This window comes from Rhodococcus sp. 5A-K4 (assembly GCF_046097995.1).
GTDB classification, from domain to species: domain Bacteria; phylum Actinomycetota; class Actinomycetes; order Mycobacteriales; family Mycobacteriaceae; genus Rhodococcus_F; species Rhodococcus_F erythropolis.
Map to the genome: position 1 here is coordinate 227497 of NZ_JBJURM010000008.1, position 19987 is coordinate 247483.

A 19987-nucleotide genomic window follows, 5' to 3' on the forward strand; every position below is an offset into this window, starting at 1 on the left:
TCACAGCAGGGAGAAACTACTTACCTCGCGACCGACGTTCCAGTTCCACTGCGCGGCGCATGGTTTCCCGTGCCCGGCTTCGGTCACCGGCATAGTCGTAGGCGCGAGCGAGTCGGAAGTTCTGCTTCCAGTTGTCCGGGTCTGCTTCCCAGTCGACCTTGATCTGAGCGAACAACTCGTCGGCAGCCGCCCGCTCGATCCGGCCCGAAGGCAATTTCGGAAGTGAAGACGCATCGACAGCGAGGCCCTCGTCGTGAATCTGCTGCGCGAGGCGTTGGTGTGTGAAGCCGGCACGAAGGGTGGCGATGACGAGCCACAGCCCCAGGAACGGCAGGATCAGCACGCCGATCCCGAGACCGATCGCGGCGCCGCCTCCGTCTTGGATGAGCTGGATTCCGCGCTGACCGAGCAATACGAAGTACACCGCGAGCGCGATACAGATCGCAACGATCAGCGCGAGGGTGCGGGTGGTCTTGTTCATAGATCGAGGAAGGAATCGATACCGACCGTCAGGCCCGGACGTGACCCGATCTGGCGGACACCGAGCAGAACGCCCGGCGCGAACGAATTCCGGTCGATCGAGTCGTGGCGAATGGTCAGCGTCTCGCCCTGAGTTCCGAGAATCACTTCCTGATGCGCGACCAGTCCGGCCATCCGCACGGAGTGAACCCGGACTCCGTCGACGTCGGCTCCGCGCGCACCCTCGAGCTCGGTCGTGGTGGCGTCAGGGCTGCGTCCGACGCCTGCTTCCGCGCGAGCTTCGGCGATCATGGCGGCCGTTCGGTATGCGGTGCCCGAGGGAGCATCTGCCTTGTTGGGGTGGTGAAGTTCGATGACCTCGACGGAATCGAAGAAGCGCGCCGCGGCAGCCGAGAAACGCATCAACAACACAGCACCGATGGCGAAGTTCGGGGCGATCAGAACACCCGTTGCAGGCTGCTCGTCGAGCCAGGACTGCACAGTCGCAAGCCTGGACTCGTCGAAACCGGTGGTGCCGATCACGGCGTGAATTCCGTTGGCCACGAGGAATTCCAGATTTCCCATGACGACGTCGGGGTGCGTGAAATCGACGACTACCTGAGTGCGGGTGTCGACGAACGTCTCGATGCGATCACCGGTATCGACCTGAGCGACAAGTTCCAGATCGGGAGCAGCTTCCACTGCCTCGCAGATCGCTCGACCGACCTTGCCCTTGGCTCCCAGAACCCCGACCCTGATGGGTGCTGCACTCACGTCTTCCACGCTCCGTCCGATGCATTGTTTGAGGTGAAGCCTACGCAATCGTGCCGATGCGCTCACCATCAGTCGGGCAGGAGTTATGTCACCACTGGCACACTGGACGTAGTGAGCAACCGTCCGCAAGTCCGCGAAACCGGCAACCTTCGACCACTCGAGTTGGCAACGGGTGCCGTCATGGCCGGATTCACGGTCGCGTTGTCCGTCATTGCCACGGTCATCCCCATGGCCAGCGCCCTGAACCTCGTGGCCGCCGTTCCGATGGGAATTGTTGCCCAGCGCTTTCGAGTCCGCGCCGTGATGACGGCCGGCGTCTCGGCTACTGCGGTCGCTTTCGTCGCAGCGGGTTCGGGATCTGCGGCGGCGGTCGCGCTGAGCGCTCTCCTCGGCGGAATCATCGGTACGGTCAAGCGGCGGGGTCTCGGCTTCGTCTCCGCGTTGCTGTCGTCGCTTGTCATCGGACCCGCGCTGGCGTTGTTCTCCATAGTCCTGTTGCTTGTTCTCGCGCCCCTGCGCACCTTGTTGTTGACCTCGCTGGAGAACACCGCACTGGGCGTGGCCGCAATCTTGAAGCGTGCCCCCACGCTGGTCGGCGCAGCCGAATGGATCGAGAACAGCATCGGCTCGATCATCGACTACTGGTGGTTGTGGATCGGCGTGTCGATCATCTCCGGAATCGTCCTCAGCACCGTCGTCTCCTATTTTGTCCTCGGCGCCGTACTCGATCGATTGGCTGCACTCCCCTCGGCCGACCCGCTCCAGACAGCACCCGACGACCGTCCGATCGATCCGTTGCCGGTCACTTTCGATCACGTGGGCTTCACCTATCCGGGTGCATCGACGCCGGCGCTCGTCGACGTCAACTTCACGGTCCGACGAGGAGAGTTCGTCACCGTCGTCGGCCACAACGGCTCGGGCAAGTCCACACTCACCCGGTTGCTCGCCGGTCGCGCACCGACCGTCGGGACCCTGACGAGGCCCGGGTCCGCCGGTCTCGGTCGACACGGCGGAACCGCCGTCGTCCTCCAACGTCCCGAGAGCCAGATCCTCGGAACCCGCGTCGCCGATGACGTCGTCTGGGGGCTTCCGCCCGAGTCGCATCCCGACGTCGATGCACTGCTGGCCGAGGTGGGACTCGCCGGCATGGGCATGCGCGAGACCTCAGGGCTGTCCGGCGGCGAGATGCAACGTCTGGCGGTTGCTGCCGCGCTGGCGCGGCGCCCCGCTCTGCTGATCGCGGACGAAGCCACCGCGATGGTCGATCAGGCCGGCCGGGAGGAATTGGTCTCGCTCCTCGCCGAACTGCCCCGGCGCCATCCGATGGCCGTGGTTCTGGTCACCCATCACCACGCCGACACCCGCAACGCAGATCGGGTGATTCAGCTACAACGCGGACGGCAGATCGATCACCAACCCGGTTGGATGACGTCGACGTTCGCGGGTCCGCCGTCTGCGCCGTGGCCGGCCGGCACTCGAACGGTCCTCCAACTCACCGATGTCACCCACACCTACAACGACCGGACTCCGTGGTCGCGGCGCGCACTCTCGGACGTGAATCTGACCATCGGAGACGGGGACGGACTACTGGTCCTGGGCGGCAACGGTTCCGGTAAATCGACCCTGGCCTGGATCATGGCGGGCTTGATCGCACCGAGCCGGGGAACCGCGGTCTTCGACGGCAAACCCGTCTCGCGTCAGCTCGGCACTGTCGGTCTGACGTTCCAACACTCGAGGCTGCAGCTGCAACGCCGAACCGTCGCCGAAGACATCGAGGCCGCCGGTGGTCCGGAGATCGGATCGGTGCAAGTCTCCTGGGCGCTCGACGCCGTCGGACTCGACCGTCACATCGCCGGCCGCAGTATCGACGAGTTGAGCGGCGGACAGATGCGACGCGTCGTACTGGCCGGTCTCCTCGTCCGCCAACCCCGAGTACTCATCCTCGACGAACCATTGGCCGGTCTCGATCCACCCGGCCGACACGAAATCCTGAACGTACTCAGGTGGATTCGTCGGAACGGAACCGCAGTAGTCGTCATCTCCCACGATGTCGACGGCATGGACGCCGTCTGCAGCAGAACAATTCGACTGTCGCAGGGTCGCATCCTCGACCCTGCCGCCAGCAGTGCCTTGGAAGGATCGACGACGTGACAACACTTCTGCGCGAAGTCCCGACTTCATCGCCGATCCACCGATTGTGGGCCGGAACGAAGATCGTTGCCGTCGTTCTCGTCAGCATCGTGGTCGTGGCCGCGCCGTCCTGGCCGGCGATCGGCGTCGTACTGGGATTGTTGTTGCTGACCGCGGTGATCGGACGCATCCCCCCGACTTCAGTTCCCCGACCCCCGTGGTGGTTGTGGGCGCTGATCCTGCTCGGCGCGTTGATCAACCTTCCGATCGGCATCGACGCGGTGTTCATCTACCTGCAAGCTGTGACGTTCGGTCTTGTATTGCTCTGCGTCTCACTGATGTTGGCGTGGACCACGTCGATGAGCGACGTGGCGCCGGCACTGGCAACGCTCGGTAGACCGCTGCGAATATTCAAGATCCCGGTCGACGAGTGGGCCATCGCGACCGCCCTCTGCATTCGTTCACTTCCGCTGTTGATCGACGAGATGCTCACCCTGGTAGCGGCGCGACGACTGCGCCCGAAAGCTGTGGTGAACAGCGCGGCCGACAATTCGATAGTCGACCTGATCACCACAACCATGTCCGTGGCAATTCGGCGGTCTGCCGAAATGGGCGAAGCAATCTCCGCTCGCGGGGGCACTGGACTGATTGCGGCGTACCCCAAGCGCCCTCAGCTCGCCGACCTGTTCGCACTGACCGTCGTCATCGCCGCGTGCGTCAGTGCCGTTGCTTTGACGATAGTTCTGCGCTGATCGAGTCATCGCTGACAGAATTTGCCTGGGCGATGATCGCAGAACCCATCCAGCGCCGTAGGTATCGCCGCAGTTCCTCATCGCTCCGCGGTGGGTCGCCAGGCGCGAGGAAAAACGACTGCATCGTCCGCAGGACGTATTCGACCAGTTCCTGAAGTGACGCGTCGTCGTAGCCGTAATGCACCCAGTCCACGTCGAAGCGGTTGATCATCGCCATTCCGAAGGCTTGCGCCTCCTGAGAGGTCAGACCCTCCGGGTGCAGACTCGTATTCGTGCTTGTGAGAAGGATGCCGAGATGCGGTGTTCGGTGGACCTGAGTCAGTGTGTAGAGAACACCCTCGGTCATCGCCTCGACGGGATCTTCGATGCCGCTCACGTGTGTGGTGAGTCGATCGAGGTAGCCGTCGACCGACGCGATCGCCGCTGCCCGCATCAGAGCGTCGGCGCTGGGGAAGTATCGATACACGGTCTGCCGGATCACGCCCAGTGACTCCGCGACGTCGCCGATGCTGATTTCCGAACTCGTCCGACCGATCAGCTCGACCGCGGCCTCGACAATTCGACGAGACGCATCTTCGTCGTTGACCGGTGGATTGCCGCCCCACCCACGCCTTCGTGCCACTGCCCACTTCCTCGCTCGAACGAGGCTCGAACCATGTCTTGCGCTCGAAGTCCAAGAGCCACAGGCTAACACAGGCAGGTTTTGCATCTGCGTTCCTCGAATTCACGTTCGTCATCAAAAAGTGAACATACAACTGCACACCAATATGTATGATTACCGCCACACGTGGCTTCGAGTGCCAGAGCGGCCACCTGACCAGCCCCTCCGAAAGACGAGGTTCGACAAGTGACCAACCTTCAGCCCCGAAAGATGGATTTCGGATTCGAGGATCATGACGTTCCCTTCCTGTGGAACCCGGAGAATCCGGCCTGGTCGAGCATGTCCAACGCGGTCTCGTTCCTGGCCATCGGTTTCGAGAAAATGATCGTGAAGATGATCATGCAAACCAAGTCGCGGATCAGCGATCCGGAGGTCGCCGAGGAAGCCGTGGCATTCATGCGTCAAGAAGGCCACCACTCGACCGCCCACCGCCAACATGTGAAAGCTCTGATCAGGCGATACCCCGGACTGCAGAACACACTCGACGCCGTGATCGGTGAATTCGATCTGCTCACCGAGGCGACCTCGTTGAACTACCGGCTCGCGTACACCGCAGATCTGGAGGCGACCTTCACACCGGTGTTCAAACTGATGCTCGACAACGAGGCGACCTTGTTCCGTCCGGGAGACGACCGCGTCGCGTCACTGTTCATCTGGCACTTCGTCGAGGAGGTCGAGCATCGCAGCTCGGCACTGATCATCTTCAATTCCGTTGTCGGAAGCGAGCTTTACCGGATGCGAATGGCGCCGTCGATCTTCGCGCACGTCATGAAGGTGATTCGCATCGCCTGTGCAGGGTTCAACCAGCACGTTCCACTCTCCGAACGGCAAGTCGACTCACTGTCGATGTTCGCCATGCACCGCACCAAGCAGAAGATTCTGACGTCGTTTGCGCCCTACCTGACCAAGGGCACCATGCCCCGCGCCTTCGATCACCTACAACTCGGCGAACAACTCGTCGCGCTCGGCGGAGTCTTCCGCAGCCAGATGCCCAATCACAACCCGGACCACGAGAAGCTCCCCGCACTGGCCGACCAGTGGTTCAAGCGTTACGACGACGGCTACGACTGCACACGCTGGTACACCGCCGAATCTCAGGCACAAGAGTCGATCACGTCAGGGGCCAACTGATGGCAGAGCACTGCTCCCCCACGTTTGCCCAACTGGCAACAGAACTCGGTTTCTCCTGTCAGGAAGCAGGTGGACTCGTCGAGTTCCGTAACCCGGCGGCCCTCGAGAACTGGACCCTGCCCGTACTCGAATGGACGATCATCGTCGGCTCGGTACTCGCACTGGTCTTGGCGATCGTGCGACTGCGCCGCAACGGCGACCCCACCAACCTGGTCCTTTGGTTCGGCGCCACCGCCTACCTGTTCATCATCGAGCCTCCGCTGTACTTCCCGGCAGCCTTCGGCATCGAAGAACAAGTGGACACGATGTTCGCGCACAACGTGTTCACCGTCGACTTCATGTGGGGTCGACTGCCGCTGTACATCATTGCCATCTACCCGCTCATGGCGACGTTGGCCTTCGAAATAGTCAGAATGCTCGGCGTTTTCCGCAAATACGGTCCACTGCTGGGCGCAGTCTGCGTCGGCTTCGTCCACCATGCATTCTACGAAATCTTCGATCACCTCGGACCCCAGTTGCGGTGGTGGGAGTGGTCGACGTCGAACCCGATCAACCAACCCATGTTCGACGCGGTTCCACTCCCCAGCGTGGTCGTCTTCGCCGCGTTGTGGCCGATGTCGTTGGCATTCTGCGTCCAGTACTTCGTCGGACGGCATGTCGATGCCGGCAAGCACTTCTCCGGGCTTCAGTTGGTTTGGCGCACCATCGTGATCGGCCTGCTGGCCTCGCTGGGTACGTTCATTCTCCCGCTCCCGGCGACGGTCTTCGGGATGGGCAGTGACACCGTTCGTGGGTTCCTCTATGCGGCGGAACTCGCCGTCCTCACAGTGGTCGCGATCGTGGTTCTCGTCCGCCAGTGGAGAAACCTGCGCTCGGCAGAATCGAACGCTCCTGCACACACCAACAGGTTCGTCCAGATTTACAGCGTCGTGTACCTGGTTGTCATGGCCGTACTGTGGGCGAGTGCGCTTCCGGACTTCTTCGACGCAGTCGACGGTTCCACCAGCGCTGGAGATCCAGTCGGGAACCTCTGGTACACGCTGGCGTGCTTCGTCATCGCAATCCTGTGTGTGAGCGCAACTTTCACCATTCCGAAGAGGAACTCCGTCGTCGACGACGACGCTGAACTTCTCGGGGCAAACTCAACGACTCCGGCCAGCTAGGTCGACCGGGACGAGACCTCTCGGGTCTCGTCCCGGTTTGTCGGTGTCTCGAGACAACGGCGTCAGGGGACGCGGTGAGTCCACGCTTCGGTGCTGAACTTCGTGTCCACCAGCTTGCGAGCCTGCTCCAACTCCGAGTCCGTGTAGTCGCTGTCACGGGTGTCGTACTGGCCGCGGAAGTGCTGCGCAAACGACTCCAGGATCGCTGCACGCGTCATTCCGGTTTGAGAACGCAGCGGATCGACCCGCTTGGCTGCGCTCTTGGTTCCCTTGTCCGACATCTTCTCTCGCCCGATTCGCAGCACCTGCGTCATCTTCTCCGCATCGATGTCGTAGGCCATGGTCACGTGATGGAGCACGGTGCCGGACGCGAATCGCTTCTGAGCGGCGCCGGCTATCTTGCCCTTGTCCGAGGCGATGTCGTTGAGCGGCACGTACCGAGCGTTGATACCCACCTCGGCCAGCGCTCCCATCACCCACTGATCGAGAAACGCGTAGGACTGCTCGAAACTCAAACCTTCGACCAACGACGCCGGTACTGCCAACGAGTACGTGATGCAGTTGCCAGGTTCCATGAACATCGCGCCGCCACCGGAGATTCGGCGCACCACGCCGATGCCGTGCCGCGCAGCAGCCTCGGAGTCGACCTCGTTACGCACGGATTGGAACGATCCGATCACGACCAAGGGCGAGTCCCAGTCCCAGAATCGCAGTGTCGGCGGACGCTCACCCGATGCCACCTCACGCGCGATGACCTCGTCCAGCGCGACGTGCATCGCTGGGTCCAGAACCACCGGTGGGATGAGGTCGAACGTGTGATCCGCCCAACTCGTGGCGTGACCGAGTGCGCGCCGGATCGCAATACCGACCGACTGCGGCGTGAAGCCGATCATCGAGACGGACTCGTCGAGCGCGCTGGAGATAGCTTGTGCCAACTGTTCTGCATCCGAGTCGGCTGGCATTCCGCGCAACGCCGCGTTGATGTCGTCGAGCGCACTGTCGGGCTCGAGGAAGAAGTCCCCCGAGACTGCGACTTCGGCCAGCCGACCGTCCGCCACCTCGACGTCGACCGCGACCAGTTTTCCACCAGGAACCTTGTACTCTCCACGCATTCGTCCAGCCTATCCCTGTGCGATTCTCTGCGGTGAGCGCCGTCGAAGATCACACCGCGCGCGCAGTGCGCATCGGTTCGGCCGGAAGGGTGATCAGGCTCTCACACCTGTAAACCGCTGTGCGGCTCCATGATCGCGCGGCGAGGACAGCAGGTGTCGGCCCCCGCCTTGACACGTGCTTCTTCCGACAGGCGAGATGATCGCTGGGGTGGGAGGATTACCGCAACGAGCCAACTCTCTGGCGAGTGACAACGGAGGTAGACATGAAGGTCCCGGCGTTCCACTCGACGGTTCCTTCGGATCTCGACGTCTATCACGACAACGAAAGCTGCATTTTGGCCGCGCGCATCGCAGTACCCCATCGTGCCCCCGGGGTCGACGGCCGACCGTGGTGCACTGCCTGCGCGTCTTTGGACTGACGAGCGACCACCAGCTCACTCACACCCATGTCGCCGATTCGGGGACAACTCCATGGGCCAGAGCGTTCGCATCGATGACAGCGCGGAGCCACGCGGTCAGACCGGCCTCGACCGTCTCGTAGAACAGCGCGTCGTAGAACTCGGAGAATCCCGGATCGGCCACGTACATCCGCCCCAGACACACCTGCATCGAATGTGTGCAGTCGAAGTAGACCCCGATCGACGCTCGGTGGCGTTCTGCCAGCGAATTCGCCTCGGCGCTTCCCGGTTCGACACCCGCGCGGCACGCCAACGCCAGATCTTCGTTGAGCGTCTCGACGCAGTCGGTGATCTTCTGCCAATCCTCAGCGGTCCTACCCGCCGACCGTTCCGCGTGCTGCGCCCACTGCGCACTGTCACCCCAACGCTCGTGCGCCTCCGGCCCCCATGACGGCTGCCAGTGTCGGCCGAAGATCGACACCTGCTCGTCTGCCGGCAACAGCACACCGGACTTCCTGGCATCGATGATGCGATCCAAGGACTCGCCCCGTTGCTCCAAGTCGGCAATCCGTTGTCGCAACTCGGCGCGCTGCCCGCGCAGTGTTTCATCCACGTGGGCTGCCGGCGATTCGAGCAATATCCCGATCTCGTCGAGCGACAAGCCCACGTCGCGGTAGACAAGTACGCGACCAATTCGGCCGAGGTCGGCGTCGGTGTACAGCCGGTAGCCACCGTCACTGCGCCCGGACGGGCACACCAAACCGATTGCGTCCCAATGATGAAGGGTACGTACGGTTATGCCCAGCCGAGATGCGGCAGCACCGACGGTAAGAGCACTGTCTGCCTCGTCTCCGAAGAGTTGGTCCGTCACGGCATCCAGTTTGACAGACGCGGTGCGCGAGACCACCGCGTCAGACTTCTGTTCAGTCGTCGGGTCCGTCAATTCCCATACCTCGCAGATGCTCGGCCTCGGCACTGTTCGGGTCGTACGGACGAGCGGCCGTCATGATCACACGCGCGTTCTCCGGTGTCACGATGTCCAACTCCAGTGAATTCCACGGCTTCAGGTCTGGACCGCTGGTGCATCCGGGCCGCAATTCCTCACACGCCTTTGCTATCTGGTCGATCTGACTCAGCACACACGCAAAGCTCACGCTGATGGACGGTGGTGAATCTGCTCGCTCGCCGGGCACGAGCAGAACGTCTTGAAATGCCCAGCGCCGCAGATGCGTCAGTCGATCAGGCACCGAAAAGAGGTCGAAGAAACCGAGCCCGCGGATCCAGAAGTCTGCCGATTCGGCCAGATCCGAAGTCGGAACAGACACGAACATCGGCATACCGTAGAGACCTCGGAACTGTTCCGGAGGCACGGCATCGGTCGTAGGGACAGGGACGGGGCTGACGTCGAATGCAGGGTAGGTGTCGGTCATGAAGTCATCGTGAGCCCTCACGCTACGTCAGGGTCAAATCTTGTGAACTCCGATCACAAAACACAGTGACCGGAAAACACAGTGACCGGAAAACACAGTGATCAGAAATCGAGAAGCACCGAGCCCGCAAGCCTCATAGGTTTGTCGAAACGACGCTCACGCCGACAAACTGGAGGTAGCCGACCATGGCACAGACGGATCCAACACCGAGAGATCCCATCGGGAATCACAGCGAACCGAAGTCCGGCGGTCCCGGCGCACTGTCACGGTGGATGCAGCGGAACGCGAACGCCCGCACGAATCGCAAGATTCGGCGCGGGAAAGGCACGTTCATGGGAATGGACGTCCTCATCCTGCACACGGTAGGCCGACGCAGCGGGCAACCCCGAGAGACTCCGCTGATGCACCTGTCCAACGGCAGGGGCGGTCTGTTGATCGTGGCTTCGGGCGGCGGCGGCCGAAACCCGGACTGGCACTCGAATGTGGTGGCGCATCCCGATCGAGTGTCTATCGAGATGCCCGGCCGAAATGTCGTACCAGTCACAGCTCACGAACTCGAAGGCGACGATCGCGAGCATGCGTGGCACCAAGTGGCCACCGCCCAGCCCCGAATCGCCAAGTACCAGAGCAAGTCCGATCGCAAGTACCCGCTGATTCGGCTCACCGTGATGTGAGTGGTGGTGTGAGCCGAATCAGATTGCGCGATTACACCTCGCCGGCGAATACACCGCCGTCTGCGAATACACGTTGGGCAAAGCGTTCGCCGATGAGACGATGCGTTGCAGCGTCCGGATGGAGCTGATCGGGAAGCGGCAACTCTTCGTTCTCCGCGGCACCGTAGAGATCACACCCGTCGACGTAATGCAGATTGGGATCATCGACTGACCGCTGGGTTACGATGCGCGCCAACTCTTCCCGAATCGAGCGCAGCGTCAGCTTCCCGGATTCCCGCTCGGCGGGATCTCCGGTGGCAACGAATCGCATTTCGCCTCTGGCAAGAGCGTCGAAGTCGAAGGCACCAGGCCCCGGTGTGTCCTCGTGGATCGGGCAATAGACGGGCGAAACGACCAACAGCGGAGCCACTGGATGACCGTCGCGAACCGTGTCGAGGAAGCCGTGCATTGCAGATGTGAAGGCCCGTAGGCGCATCACGTCTGCGTTGACCAGATTGATGCCAATCTTGATGCTGATCAGGTCAGCAGACGTGTCGCGCATCGCGCGGGCGGTGTACTGGTCCAGCAGAGCACTGCCACTGAACCCGAGGTTGATCAGATCCACGCCGCCGACGGAGGCTGCAAGAGCAGGCCAAGTGCCGGAGGGACTTTCTGCACCGGATCCTTGACTGATCGAGCTTCCGTGATGGAGCCACACGCGGCGCTTCGTATCAACCGCGAGTTCGAGTGGCGCGTCGGTTCGCAATGCGACAAGTTCGGTGGTCTCGTTGTGTGGCAACCAGATCTCGACGGTCTTGGATCGCGCGGGCAGCTCCGCGAAACGGATGATACTGACAGGTCCGGACTGCCTCTCAGCGGTACCGGTAGCCATGTCGATCGTCACCGTATTGCCGCCCGTAGCGCTTGCTTGCCCGGCCAGTTCGCCGTCGACGAGCAGGTCGTACACCCCTTGCGGCCTCGGCGGAGCGCCGGTGTAGATCATTTTCGTGGGCAGAGTATCGAGTTCGATGCTCGTGGCGCTGGTTCGGAATACAAGCCGCACTCCGGACGGTTGTGATTGCGCCATTGCCATCTGCCCGTCAGCGAATTGCGTGCGAGCCTTGGCAGGTAGGCGGTGCGTCAGCACACCGCGTTCGGTCCGTTCGATTTCGAGGGCTCCGCGCACGATGTCCTCGGAAATTTCGGTAGTAATCCAGCTGCTCTGGCTGTGCATTTCATTCACCTGAAAATCGTTTACGGAAGTTTGCTACTGCTGATAGTAATTTGCCTATACTCTTTAGGCAAGTGGTTTAGCCTCCCAACGAACAGGACCGATTGACATGCCTCGCGCAGGACTCACAGCCGACCGCCTCGCGATGGCGGGCGCGGAATTGGCCGACGAGGTCGGCTTCGAGCACGTGACCGTATCGGCAGTCGCCAGGCAGTTCGACGTCAAGGTCGCAAGCCTGTACTCCCACGTGAAAAGTTCGAACGACCTCAAAACCAGAATCGCGTTGCTCGCTTTGGAGGAGATGGCCGACCAGGCTGCCGACGCCGTGGCCGGTCGGTCCGGCCGCGACGCTTTGACCGCCTTCGCGAACGTCTATCGCGACTACGCGAAGGCACACCCCGGCCGGTACGCCGCGTCACAGATGCGCCTCACCCCGGAGGACGCAGCAGCGAGCGCGGGCTTCAGACACTCGCAGATGATGCGATCGATTCTGCGCGGATACAACCTCACCGACCTCGACCAGACTCACGCAGTTCGGTTGCTAGGCAGCGTTTTCCATGGATATGCCAGCCTGGAGTTAGGTGGATCGTTCAGCCACAGTGCACCGGACAGCGCCGAAAGTTGGTCCAGGATCCTCGAGGCTCTCGATTCGATGCTGACCAATTGGCCAGCGTCGAATGCATGATCAGGCGTGCTTCTTGTGAGCAAAGTTCCTGCGCCACTTGGTGATGACATGCGGCCTGATGATGGAGACCGCAACGTCGAGCCCACCGCAGGAGCAGCGCCACACAATTGCGCGTTCCCGTAATCATTGGTCGCACTGGGACAGCAGAGCGTCCGAGTGGGCAGGAAGTCGAGGTCTGGGGCCGCGCCTAGAGGAGAAGCTTGGCACGCAGAGAGTCGATAGTGTCCTGGTCGACGCCGAGGCCCTCCCGTACGTAAGTATCCATACCACCGTAGAGTCGGTCCACCTGGGCGTACGCCGCATCGAGCCACGACAGGTCCACCGCGTCGTCCCGGCCCAGGTACGTGTTCGACGCCATGAAGTCGGCACTGATGACCTCACGCGGGACACCGAGGATGGTCAGCAGGATCGCGGTACCCCAACCGGTGCGGTCCTTCCCTGCGCTGCAGTGGTAGACGGTTGCGCCGTCGGAGTTGTTCGCGATCGCCGTCAGCAGATCATGGAAGGCGACATCGGAGCCACGGTAGTTGACCATGAACGGGTAGCCGATGCTCTGGCCGATGTTCGAGGTTCCGTTGACCGCGCCGTCGATCAACGCGCGACCGAGGGTCAGGGGAACGAACTCGTGGAACGCGATGCCATGGTCGATGCTGACGACGTCGGCGACCTGGTAGGTGACCCCGGCGGGGATCCGATCGGGATCCTCCGTTCGTTCGGAGGCGTTACGCAGATCGACATCGAGGGTCAGGTTCGCGGCGGTGAGTTTGGCCAGATCGGTCTCATTGAGCGAGCTGAGCTTGTTGGAACGGAACACCAGGCCTGTCCGGACAGTCCTGCCGTCGGTAGTCCGATAGCCGCCGATGTCGCGGAAGTTCCGCGCCTCGTCGAGCCTGATCTCGGCCGCGGACGGCGGTGGGATCTCCGGCAGCGGCGGTTGCTCCCCGGACGATCCGAACTGGCTCGAACCCGATTGCGGGTCGCCGCTCGAGGCGGAGGCGTGTGCGGGACCGGTCAAGGCCGCCACCACGGTAAACAGCGCAGTGAGGGCGATTCCGAAAGAATGCGCCCCTCGGCGGCGCGTGTAAGCAGTCGTCATCGTCGTCCTCTTCACTCGCTGTGCTGGACGACCCCGCGCCCCCGCAAACTCACGTGCGAGATTACAAGGGTGGCGCGCTCCTCGTCCCGACTTTGCCCCAAAAACCGGACATTTGTTCAGGTGTCCGAATTGCCCGCTCCTGCCACTCCTACACCCTCGGCACACTGAACCGCGCCCGTGCTTGTCACGCGGGGTTGGAGTCGAGTCGATTCCGAAGCCAAGCACCCATATCGAGCGCAGCACGCCGGGCAACAGGCGTTGGATGGTTTGTAAATCCATGCGGGACAACAGGATAGAGACGCAAGTCGACGTCGTTACCGGCCGCCGACAGCCGCGCCACCATGGCAAGGTTCTCAGCCAGAACCACGTCTTCTGATCCGACCACCACGAGGGTGGGCGGCAGGCCGCTGAGGTCGCCGAATGTCGGAGAAATATCCGGGAGAGTGCGATCATCGACATGCCCGACATAGGCTTCGATGAAGTATTCGTCGCTGATGGTGCGGCCCGCGGGAGTCTGAGCACTGACGTCGTACGTTCCCGCTTCCAACACGGCACCGGAAAACGAGTGGGCCAGACCTCGATCACGAAGGCGCAGCAATGTCGTCGTCACCAAGGTTGCTCCCGCCGACATGCCACCGATGGCGAGCCTGGTTGTCCCGAACCGTTCGGCAGCGACATCAAGTAGCCACAAAGCGACTGCCTCGCAATCGTCCGGCGCTGCCGGCCAAGGGAATTCCGGTGCAAGCCGGTAATCGACGGTAACCACTGCCACCCCGACCGCGTCGGCAAGTCTCGTACTTCGGGCGTCAGCGCTGGCCGCTGAACTCATGTAGAAACCACCACCCGGAAGATACAGATAGACCCCGTTGACAACGCCGTCTTTCGGCGTGACTACGCGCACTGAAACGGATCGACCCTCGATGTCGAGTGTGTGTTCAACAGCCCGGGTCGCCGTGGGCTCAACCACCCTGGATGCTCGCGCCACAAGCAGTTCCTGCAGCGAACTCGGACCGACACCGGCAAGCCGCGGCGCATAGAACGCTCGGGTGATCGCCACATCGTCGCCGGGTAGTTGTTCGACCAGATCAGTCAGTGCAAGCTTCACAAATGCTCCCTCGGGTCGCGACTTGTCGACAATTCTCGCACCCCGTACAGCAGCCTCGAGCCGGGGCATTCCAGGCAGTGAAGACGTGACGGGTATGTGCGAATCGCGCCGCAATAAGGCGTTCTCACGCTACCCTCATCTCCAAATTGGACGTTTGTCTAGAAAGGTCACCGGATGCGCGCGCTGTTGCTTGCCACCCTTGCAATCCTGGCTATCCAGATTGCAGCCCCGGCGGCAAACGCTTCACCTCCGGATCCGGGCTGGACTCTCCCCCAACTGACCGTCGCAGATCGAACGATCAAGGACGTCGACGGACGAACGGTGTTGCTCCGCGGCGTGAACGCCAACGGTCTCAATGACTACGCAACCAACGGCACCGGTCTACCCACCGTTACGCCGCTGGGAAGAACGGACTTCGCGCAGATGGCCGCGCTGGGCTTCAACGTCGTCCGACTCAACGTCGCGTGGTCCCTCCTCGAACCGACCCGCGGTGCATTCGACACTGCGTATGTCGACCGGATTCGAGGCGCAGTCCAGAACGCGAAAGATCACGGCATTTACACCGTTCTCGACATGCATCAGGACGCATGGGGCCCGTACGTCGGCACCCCGAGCGACCAGTCGTGCCCGTCTTTCATGGAGCCGGGAGTCGGCTGGGACGGCGCACCGGAGTGGGCAACCCTGACCGGCGGATGGACGACCTGCAACATCGGTGGACTCCGGGAAGCCGCACCGGCGATCGCCCATGCCTTCCAGGCGTTTTACGACGACGAGCAAGGAATCCAGAGTCGCCTCGTGGCTACGTGGGCGCGGTTGGCCGCCGAGTTCAAAGACGAACCGGCGGTGGCCGGATACGACCTGTTGAACGAACCGAATCCCGGCCTGCGCGATCCATTCACCGCCGCTGATCAGATCGGGCAGTTCTACAAGCGGGCCACCGACGCCATCAGACAGGCCGAATCAGGCGGATTTCCGCACCTCGTGTTCTTCGAGCCCAGCGCGATCTGGTCGGCATTCGGCTTCGACGCGCTGCCCCCACGCCAGTACCTGACCGATCCTCTGGTGGTCTTCTCGCCACATCTCTACAGCGAATCGATAACAGTCAGTAGCGAATTCCCCGGAATCGAAGACGGGTTCAAGATCGCCGACCGCGCTGCCGCCTGGTACGACGCCCCGTTGTGGACGGGTGAATGGGGTTGGTTCGGGGATGCCGGCGAGCAGGGAGCAGACGTCGACCGCTTCGTCGACGCCACCGACAAGTACCGGATGGGCGGCGCGTGGTGGTCGTGGACACAAGCGTGCGGTGACCCCCACCCGGTTCGGGACGGCAATACCCACCAGCCGCAAGGAAATTTGAATCGCATCGACTGCCCTTCCGGCGAATCACTCGGGCTCGTAGAGGGATTTGCCGGGCCTCTCTCGCGTGCTTATCCGCGAGCAGCGCCCGGCACACTGACGGAGTTGTCGCGCAACGGGTTTACCGGGACCGGTACCGGACAGGTCGAAGCCTGGTACCCCGGCACCGACCGGCCACAGCTCGAGACCACGAATCTCTCCGACGTCCGACTGTCCCCGATAGAGGGCGGCTGGCAACTGATCGGCCACGCCGATGGCGACTACGCGGTGAACTTGGCCTGATAGGACACCCACCTCGGCGGTCCGCGTTCACACCACGTGAAAGAGGGCTTATCAGAAGATTCCGCCGATTCCTTTGCCGATCAGAACAACTCCGACGACCAAGATCAACACGCTCATCACCGTGGTGTTGTTGTCTTGGAGCCAGACCTTGAGCTTGGCCAACGGCTCGCGCAGACGATCAGCAGCCACCAGGTATCCGATGACCGGGATCGCGACCGTTGAACTGGCGATGATCGTGAAGACAAGGACAGAGGCGATCACTCCACTGGTCGCCAGCGACGCCGAGCCGATCGACACTCCCGCCGCGATGCACATCAGCAGATTCTTCGGGTTGATCGCGGCGAGCGCGAATCCTAGGCCCAACCCCTTGACCGCGGTCATCTCGTCGATGGCTTGCATCCACTTCGGTGTTTCGTGTTCGCCGCTGCGCCCTCGCCACTGCTTGACCCCGACCGCCAACAGGAGGACACCGAGAGCGAGTTTGATCCACGATACCGTGGCAGACGGTCCATTGCCCGAGGCGCTGAGGGCACTGGACAGGATGACAAAAAGAACTGTGGCAATGAAGATTCCGAGCAGCCAACCCAACGCGAACCCGATGCTGGTGCTACCCGCGCGCTTGGAGAGCAACATCAAGATCGTGGCGATGACGGCTACCGGAGACACGGCGATACCGACAGCTATGGGGAGGAGATCTCCGATAACGGAACCCATGTCAAAACTCGTTTCTCATCGGGACGCAGTCGATACCGCTGCGCGCCAATGCTGACACTCTGTGCGCCTACATCGTTCGTGCCTCATTCGAAAGGGATGAGCGCCCGAACGCCGGACCTCCGTCTCGCCCCGTCAATTCGTCTGTGCTTGTTGGAATGCAGCGGCAACACCACCGACGTCTCCCCCGACTTGGAACACTCCCCTAGGCAGGTCGGGAAACACTGCATCACTGACGGCGACGACAAACAGAAGTCGGCGATCGTCGGGGGTGATCATGTAACCCGACAACGCTTGAAGAGTGACTATCAACCTGCCGGTGTCGGATTCGACGTCGGCGGATGTTCCCGTCTTACCGATGACCTTCCCCTTTGCCGGACTGTCGGTTCCCACGCCCGACAACGAGCCTCGCTCACCGAGTACGGGTTGACCTGCCCAGAACGTATCGGCCCATGGCTGCTGGTCCACCCAGTCGAGCCACTGGAGGACGGCTGTGGGCGTCGATTGTGACGGGTCTCCACCCTGGCCGTCCATGACCACCAGGTCGGATGCTGCAATACCTGCCTTCTCGGCGAGTGCCCGCACGGTGGGAAGACCGTCGCTGCACGACGACGATCCTGTCGCTACTGCCAACAGACACAAGAAAGTGTTCGCGCCCGTGTTGTAGCTTGTCGCGAGAATCATCCCTCCCGACTCCGAAATTGGTGCCGATTGCAGGCTCGCAACTTGTCGACTTCCTGAATATGTCCGATCGACAGGCAGGGCAGCCGTGCTGTTCGTACGAGATACCGATGCAACCTCGATTCCATTGCGTCGCAGTGCTTCTACGAACAGCTGACGCGCCCACGTCGACGCGTCGGTAATGCGATAGACAGTCAGTGATGTCTTTCCAGCCGGTACCGACCCGGTTACGTTGATCTGGGTGGGATCGGACGGATCGGCCGCAACCTTCAGAGTCGAGTCGCTACCTTCCTCACCCGTGGTGACCTGAGCATCGACGCGGAACAGGCCGTTGCCGGGAAGCATGTCGATGGTGGCGGGCTCACCTACCGCACCCGGACTCGCCTGGATATCGACGAGGTTGTCGTTGACGAAAATCGACGGGACCAGGCCTTCGACTGTCGAGTATGTGTCCCACAGACGAGGGTCCACCAGAACGTCGCCGTTTACCCGAGTGATGCCGGCGTCGGCTACTTGTCGTGCGAGATCGTTCAGACCTGCCAGCGGATCACCGGGCGCGAGAACGGCTCCTGGCAGGGCATCGGCGTAGACGTGGTCGATGCCGTCGGTGGCGAAATCGAATCGGCCTTGTGCGGCGTTGCGCCCACCGAGCGCGAGGTCACCGGAGCCGACCAGCACCAGATCCCCGGTAAGGGTGCCCTCGACAGGGAGAGAAGTGGCATAAACGGGGGTGGTGACAGTGTGGTCTACACCAAGGGTGTCGTAGGCGGTGCCGACGGTGAAATGTTTGGTCTGGGAAGCCAAAAACATAGAGCTATCAGCATTGTTGCTGTAAATCACCTCGTCGGTGGCGGGGTCGACCAAGAGATAGGACCACCGAGCCATGGCGTACGGATCGGTGGCCATGATGCGGGCTGCCTCCTCGGGAACCTGTTGCGCCGGAGCCGATGCCGAATCGGAATTCGACGGCTTCGCCGAACATGCGGTGAGGACTACTCCGACGCTGATCAACGCAGCGACGGCGCGAACTGATGTGGTGTGCGGCATGGACGCTCCTGAGGATGCATGACTGATTTGTCGTAATTTACTGCAAAGTGCAGCATGCAGAGTGCAGTATCGCTTAAAGTCCCTCTATGAACCCTTTTGGGAAGTCGACGTCCTTTCACAACGTCAAGACCCGCAAAGTGGCTGTGGCCTGCATCGCTACGGCATTGCTGCTCTCAGCCTGTTCGTCCGCAACCGATTCCGAGTCCCCCTCGTCGTCCCCGCCGACCTCCGCCGGGTCTGCGGACAGCGCCGTCTTGTCTTTCGACAGCGCCGCAATGGATTCCGTCGTCTCCGAGAAGGCAGAAGAGTTCCGTGAGATCGCAATGGTGGTCATGGTCACGACGCCGACGCAGAAGTACGTCAACACATGGGGTTCGGTCAGGGAAGGCGTGAACGAGCCTCCCACTCTGGACACCAAGGTTCGCGTGGGCTCGAACACCAAGACCTGGACCGGTACGGCCATCCTGCAGTTGGTCGACGAAGGCAAGGTTGCGGTAACCGATCCGGTCAGCAAGTTCCGCCCCGATGTCCCCAACGGCGACAACATCACCATCGGCGACCTGCTCGACATGCGTAGCGGCCTGTACAACTACACCGAAACCCTCGAACTCAACCGGGCGCTCGACGAGCAACCGGAGCGAGTGTGGACACCCGAGGAACTGCTGGCAATGGGGCTGAGCCAGCCGCCGTATTTCGCGCCCGACACCGGTTATCACTACTCCAACACCAATACCGTTCTCCTCGGCTTGATCGCCGAGCAGCTGGACGGCAAGCCGATTCAGCAGATCTTCGCGGACCGATTCTTCGGGCCACTCGCACTCGCAGGGACGTCGTTTCCTGCGAACACCGACACCAGCATCCCGACTCCGTTTGCAGACGGCTACACCTACAGTGGCAACGTCGAAACGCTCGGCGAAGGCAAAGAGGCTCTCCCACAATCTCGCCTCGACGCGATCGCCGCAGGCACCGAAAAACCGACCAACACCACTAGGCACAATCCCTCGTGGACATGGTCTGCAGGTCAGGGAATTTCGACTGCAAACGACATGGCGACATGGGTCAAAGCTCTGGGAACGGGTCTGTCCAGAAAACGGTGTAATTGGTTGATTTCTAACTACTTTCGTCCGGCA

General features: G+C 61.9%; 20 protein-coding genes. 9 read left to right on the forward strand and 11 right to left on the reverse strand.

Annotated elements, in window-relative coordinates; genetic code table 11:
• Positions 1-16: 16 nt before the first annotated feature.
• Together ACKAMS_RS13735 and dapB are read right to left on the reverse strand one after the other, a co-directional pair.
• Positions 17-481 (reverse strand): hypothetical protein, encoded by a 465-nt coding sequence (locus ACKAMS_RS13735; protein ID WP_020907483.1) that lies wholly within the window; start codon positions 479-481, stop codon positions 17-19.
• Complete coding sequence (gene dapB / locus ACKAMS_RS13740) at positions 478-1242, reverse strand: 4-hydroxy-tetrahydrodipicolinate reductase (protein WP_019748144.1); 765 nt, start codon at positions 1240-1242, stop codon at positions 478-480. Before dapB ends, ACKAMS_RS13735 begins: the two co-directional genes overlap by 4 nt.
• Before the next feature lie 102 nt (positions 1243-1344).
• Between dapB and ACKAMS_RS13745 the strand changes: the two genes are divergently transcribed.
• Entirely contained in the window at positions 1345-3384 is a 2040-nt protein-coding gene (locus ACKAMS_RS13745) for an ATP-binding cassette domain-containing protein (RefSeq protein ID WP_084326598.1), read from the forward strand.
• Positions 3381-4115: an energy-coupling factor transporter transmembrane protein EcfT gene (locus ACKAMS_RS13750; protein WP_283567471.1), complete on the forward strand. Its 735-nt coding sequence runs from the start codon at positions 3381-3383 to the stop codon at positions 4113-4115. Before ACKAMS_RS13745 ends, ACKAMS_RS13750 begins: the two co-directional genes overlap by 4 nt.
• Here the strand turns inward: ACKAMS_RS13750 and ACKAMS_RS13755 are convergent.
• Positions 4081-4737, reverse strand: a complete 657-nt coding sequence (locus tag ACKAMS_RS13755; protein ID WP_317832972.1) for a TetR/AcrR family transcriptional regulator — start codon at positions 4735-4737, stop codon at positions 4081-4083. The two genes, ACKAMS_RS13750 and ACKAMS_RS13755, sit on opposite strands and share 35 nt — an antisense overlap.
• Before the next feature lie 225 nt (positions 4738-4962).
• On the opposite strand from ACKAMS_RS13755, the gene ACKAMS_RS13760 reads away from it, so the two are divergent.
• On the forward strand, positions 4963-5907 hold the full coding sequence (locus ACKAMS_RS13760) for a metal-dependent hydrolase (RefSeq protein ID WP_029255210.1): 945 nt from the start codon (positions 4963-4965) through the stop codon (positions 5905-5907).
• Entirely contained in the window at positions 5907-7070 is a 1164-nt protein-coding gene (locus ACKAMS_RS13765) for a hypothetical protein (RefSeq protein ID WP_020907476.1), read from the forward strand. The genes ACKAMS_RS13760 and ACKAMS_RS13765 overlap by 1 nt, the downstream gene beginning before the upstream one ends.
• Before the next feature lie 62 nt (positions 7071-7132).
• Here ACKAMS_RS13765 and ACKAMS_RS13770 read toward each other — a convergent pair whose 3' ends face one another.
• Positions 7133-8182, reverse strand: coding sequence for a biotin/lipoate A/B protein ligase family protein (locus ACKAMS_RS13770; RefSeq protein WP_019748138.1), 1050 nt, complete (start codon positions 8180-8182; stop codon positions 7133-7135).
• A 245-nt stretch (positions 8183-8427) separates the two neighbouring features.
• On the opposite strand from ACKAMS_RS13770, the gene ACKAMS_RS13775 reads away from it, so the two are divergent.
• Positions 8428-8601, forward strand: a complete 174-nt coding sequence (locus ACKAMS_RS13775) for a hypothetical protein (RefSeq protein WP_153211278.1) — start codon at positions 8428-8430, stop codon at positions 8599-8601.
• 19 nt (positions 8602-8620) lie between these two features.
• On the opposite strand, the gene ACKAMS_RS13780 is transcribed toward ACKAMS_RS13775, so the two are convergent.
• Complete coding sequence (locus ACKAMS_RS13780; RefSeq protein WP_182261626.1) at positions 8621-9451, reverse strand: MerR family transcriptional regulator; 831 nt, start codon at positions 9449-9451, stop codon at positions 8621-8623.
• A 52-nt stretch (positions 9452-9503) separates the two neighbouring features.
• On the reverse strand, positions 9504-10010 hold the full coding sequence (locus ACKAMS_RS13785; RefSeq protein WP_408989134.1) for a VOC family protein: 507 nt from the start codon (positions 10008-10010) through the stop codon (positions 9504-9506).
• A gap of 185 nt (positions 10011-10195) precedes the next feature.
• On the opposite strand from ACKAMS_RS13785, the gene ACKAMS_RS13790 reads away from it, so the two are divergent.
• On the forward strand, positions 10196-10684 hold the full coding sequence (locus ACKAMS_RS13790; RefSeq protein WP_408989135.1) for a nitroreductase family deazaflavin-dependent oxidoreductase: 489 nt from the start codon (positions 10196-10198) through the stop codon (positions 10682-10684).
• Positions 10685-10715: 31 nt separating this feature from the next.
• Here ACKAMS_RS13790 and ACKAMS_RS13795 read toward each other — a convergent pair whose 3' ends face one another.
• Complete coding sequence (locus tag ACKAMS_RS13795) at positions 10716-11897, reverse strand: GDSL-type esterase/lipase family protein (RefSeq protein ID WP_408989136.1); 1182 nt, start codon at positions 11895-11897, stop codon at positions 10716-10718.
• Between the two features lie 106 nt (positions 11898-12003).
• Between ACKAMS_RS13795 and ACKAMS_RS13800 the strand changes: the two genes are divergently transcribed.
• Entirely contained in the window at positions 12004-12579 is a 576-nt protein-coding gene (locus ACKAMS_RS13800) for a TetR/AcrR family transcriptional regulator (protein WP_021333562.1), read from the forward strand.
• A 187-nt stretch (positions 12580-12766) separates the two neighbouring features.
• Here ACKAMS_RS13800 and ACKAMS_RS13805 read toward each other — a convergent pair whose 3' ends face one another.
• Together ACKAMS_RS13805 and ACKAMS_RS13810 are read right to left on the reverse strand one after the other, a co-directional pair.
• On the reverse strand, positions 12767-13675 hold the full coding sequence (locus tag ACKAMS_RS13805) for a tyrosine-protein phosphatase (RefSeq protein ID WP_408989137.1): 909 nt from the start codon (positions 13673-13675) through the stop codon (positions 12767-12769).
• A 184-nt stretch (positions 13676-13859) separates the two neighbouring features.
• Complete coding sequence (locus tag ACKAMS_RS13810) at positions 13860-14780, reverse strand: alpha/beta hydrolase (protein WP_408989138.1); 921 nt, start codon at positions 14778-14780, stop codon at positions 13860-13862.
• 174 nt (positions 14781-14954) lie between these two features.
• Between ACKAMS_RS13810 and ACKAMS_RS13815 the strand changes: the two genes are divergently transcribed.
• A complete protein-coding gene (locus ACKAMS_RS13815) occupies positions 14955-16418 on the forward strand; it encodes a glycoside hydrolase family 5 protein (RefSeq protein WP_408989139.1) in 1464 nt (487 codons plus the stop codon).
• 51 nt (positions 16419-16469) lie between these two features.
• On the opposite strand, the gene ACKAMS_RS13820 is transcribed toward ACKAMS_RS13815, so the two are convergent.
• The gene (locus ACKAMS_RS13820; protein WP_097387443.1) at positions 16470-17132 is read right to left on the reverse strand and encodes a GAP family protein; all 663 of its coding nucleotides are present in this window, start codon (positions 17130-17132) and stop codon (positions 16470-16472) included.
• 132 nt (positions 17133-17264) lie between these two features.
• A complete protein-coding gene (locus tag ACKAMS_RS13825) occupies positions 17265-18857 on the reverse strand; it encodes a D-alanyl-D-alanine carboxypeptidase/D-alanyl-D-alanine-endopeptidase (protein WP_211916871.1) in 1593 nt (530 codons plus the stop codon).
• Positions 18858-18943: 86 nt separating this feature from the next.
• Here ACKAMS_RS13825 and ACKAMS_RS13830 point away from each other — a divergent pair.
• The coding region (locus tag ACKAMS_RS13830) for a serine hydrolase domain-containing protein (protein ID WP_408989140.1) at positions 18944-19987 on the forward strand (1044 nt) is incomplete at its 3' end.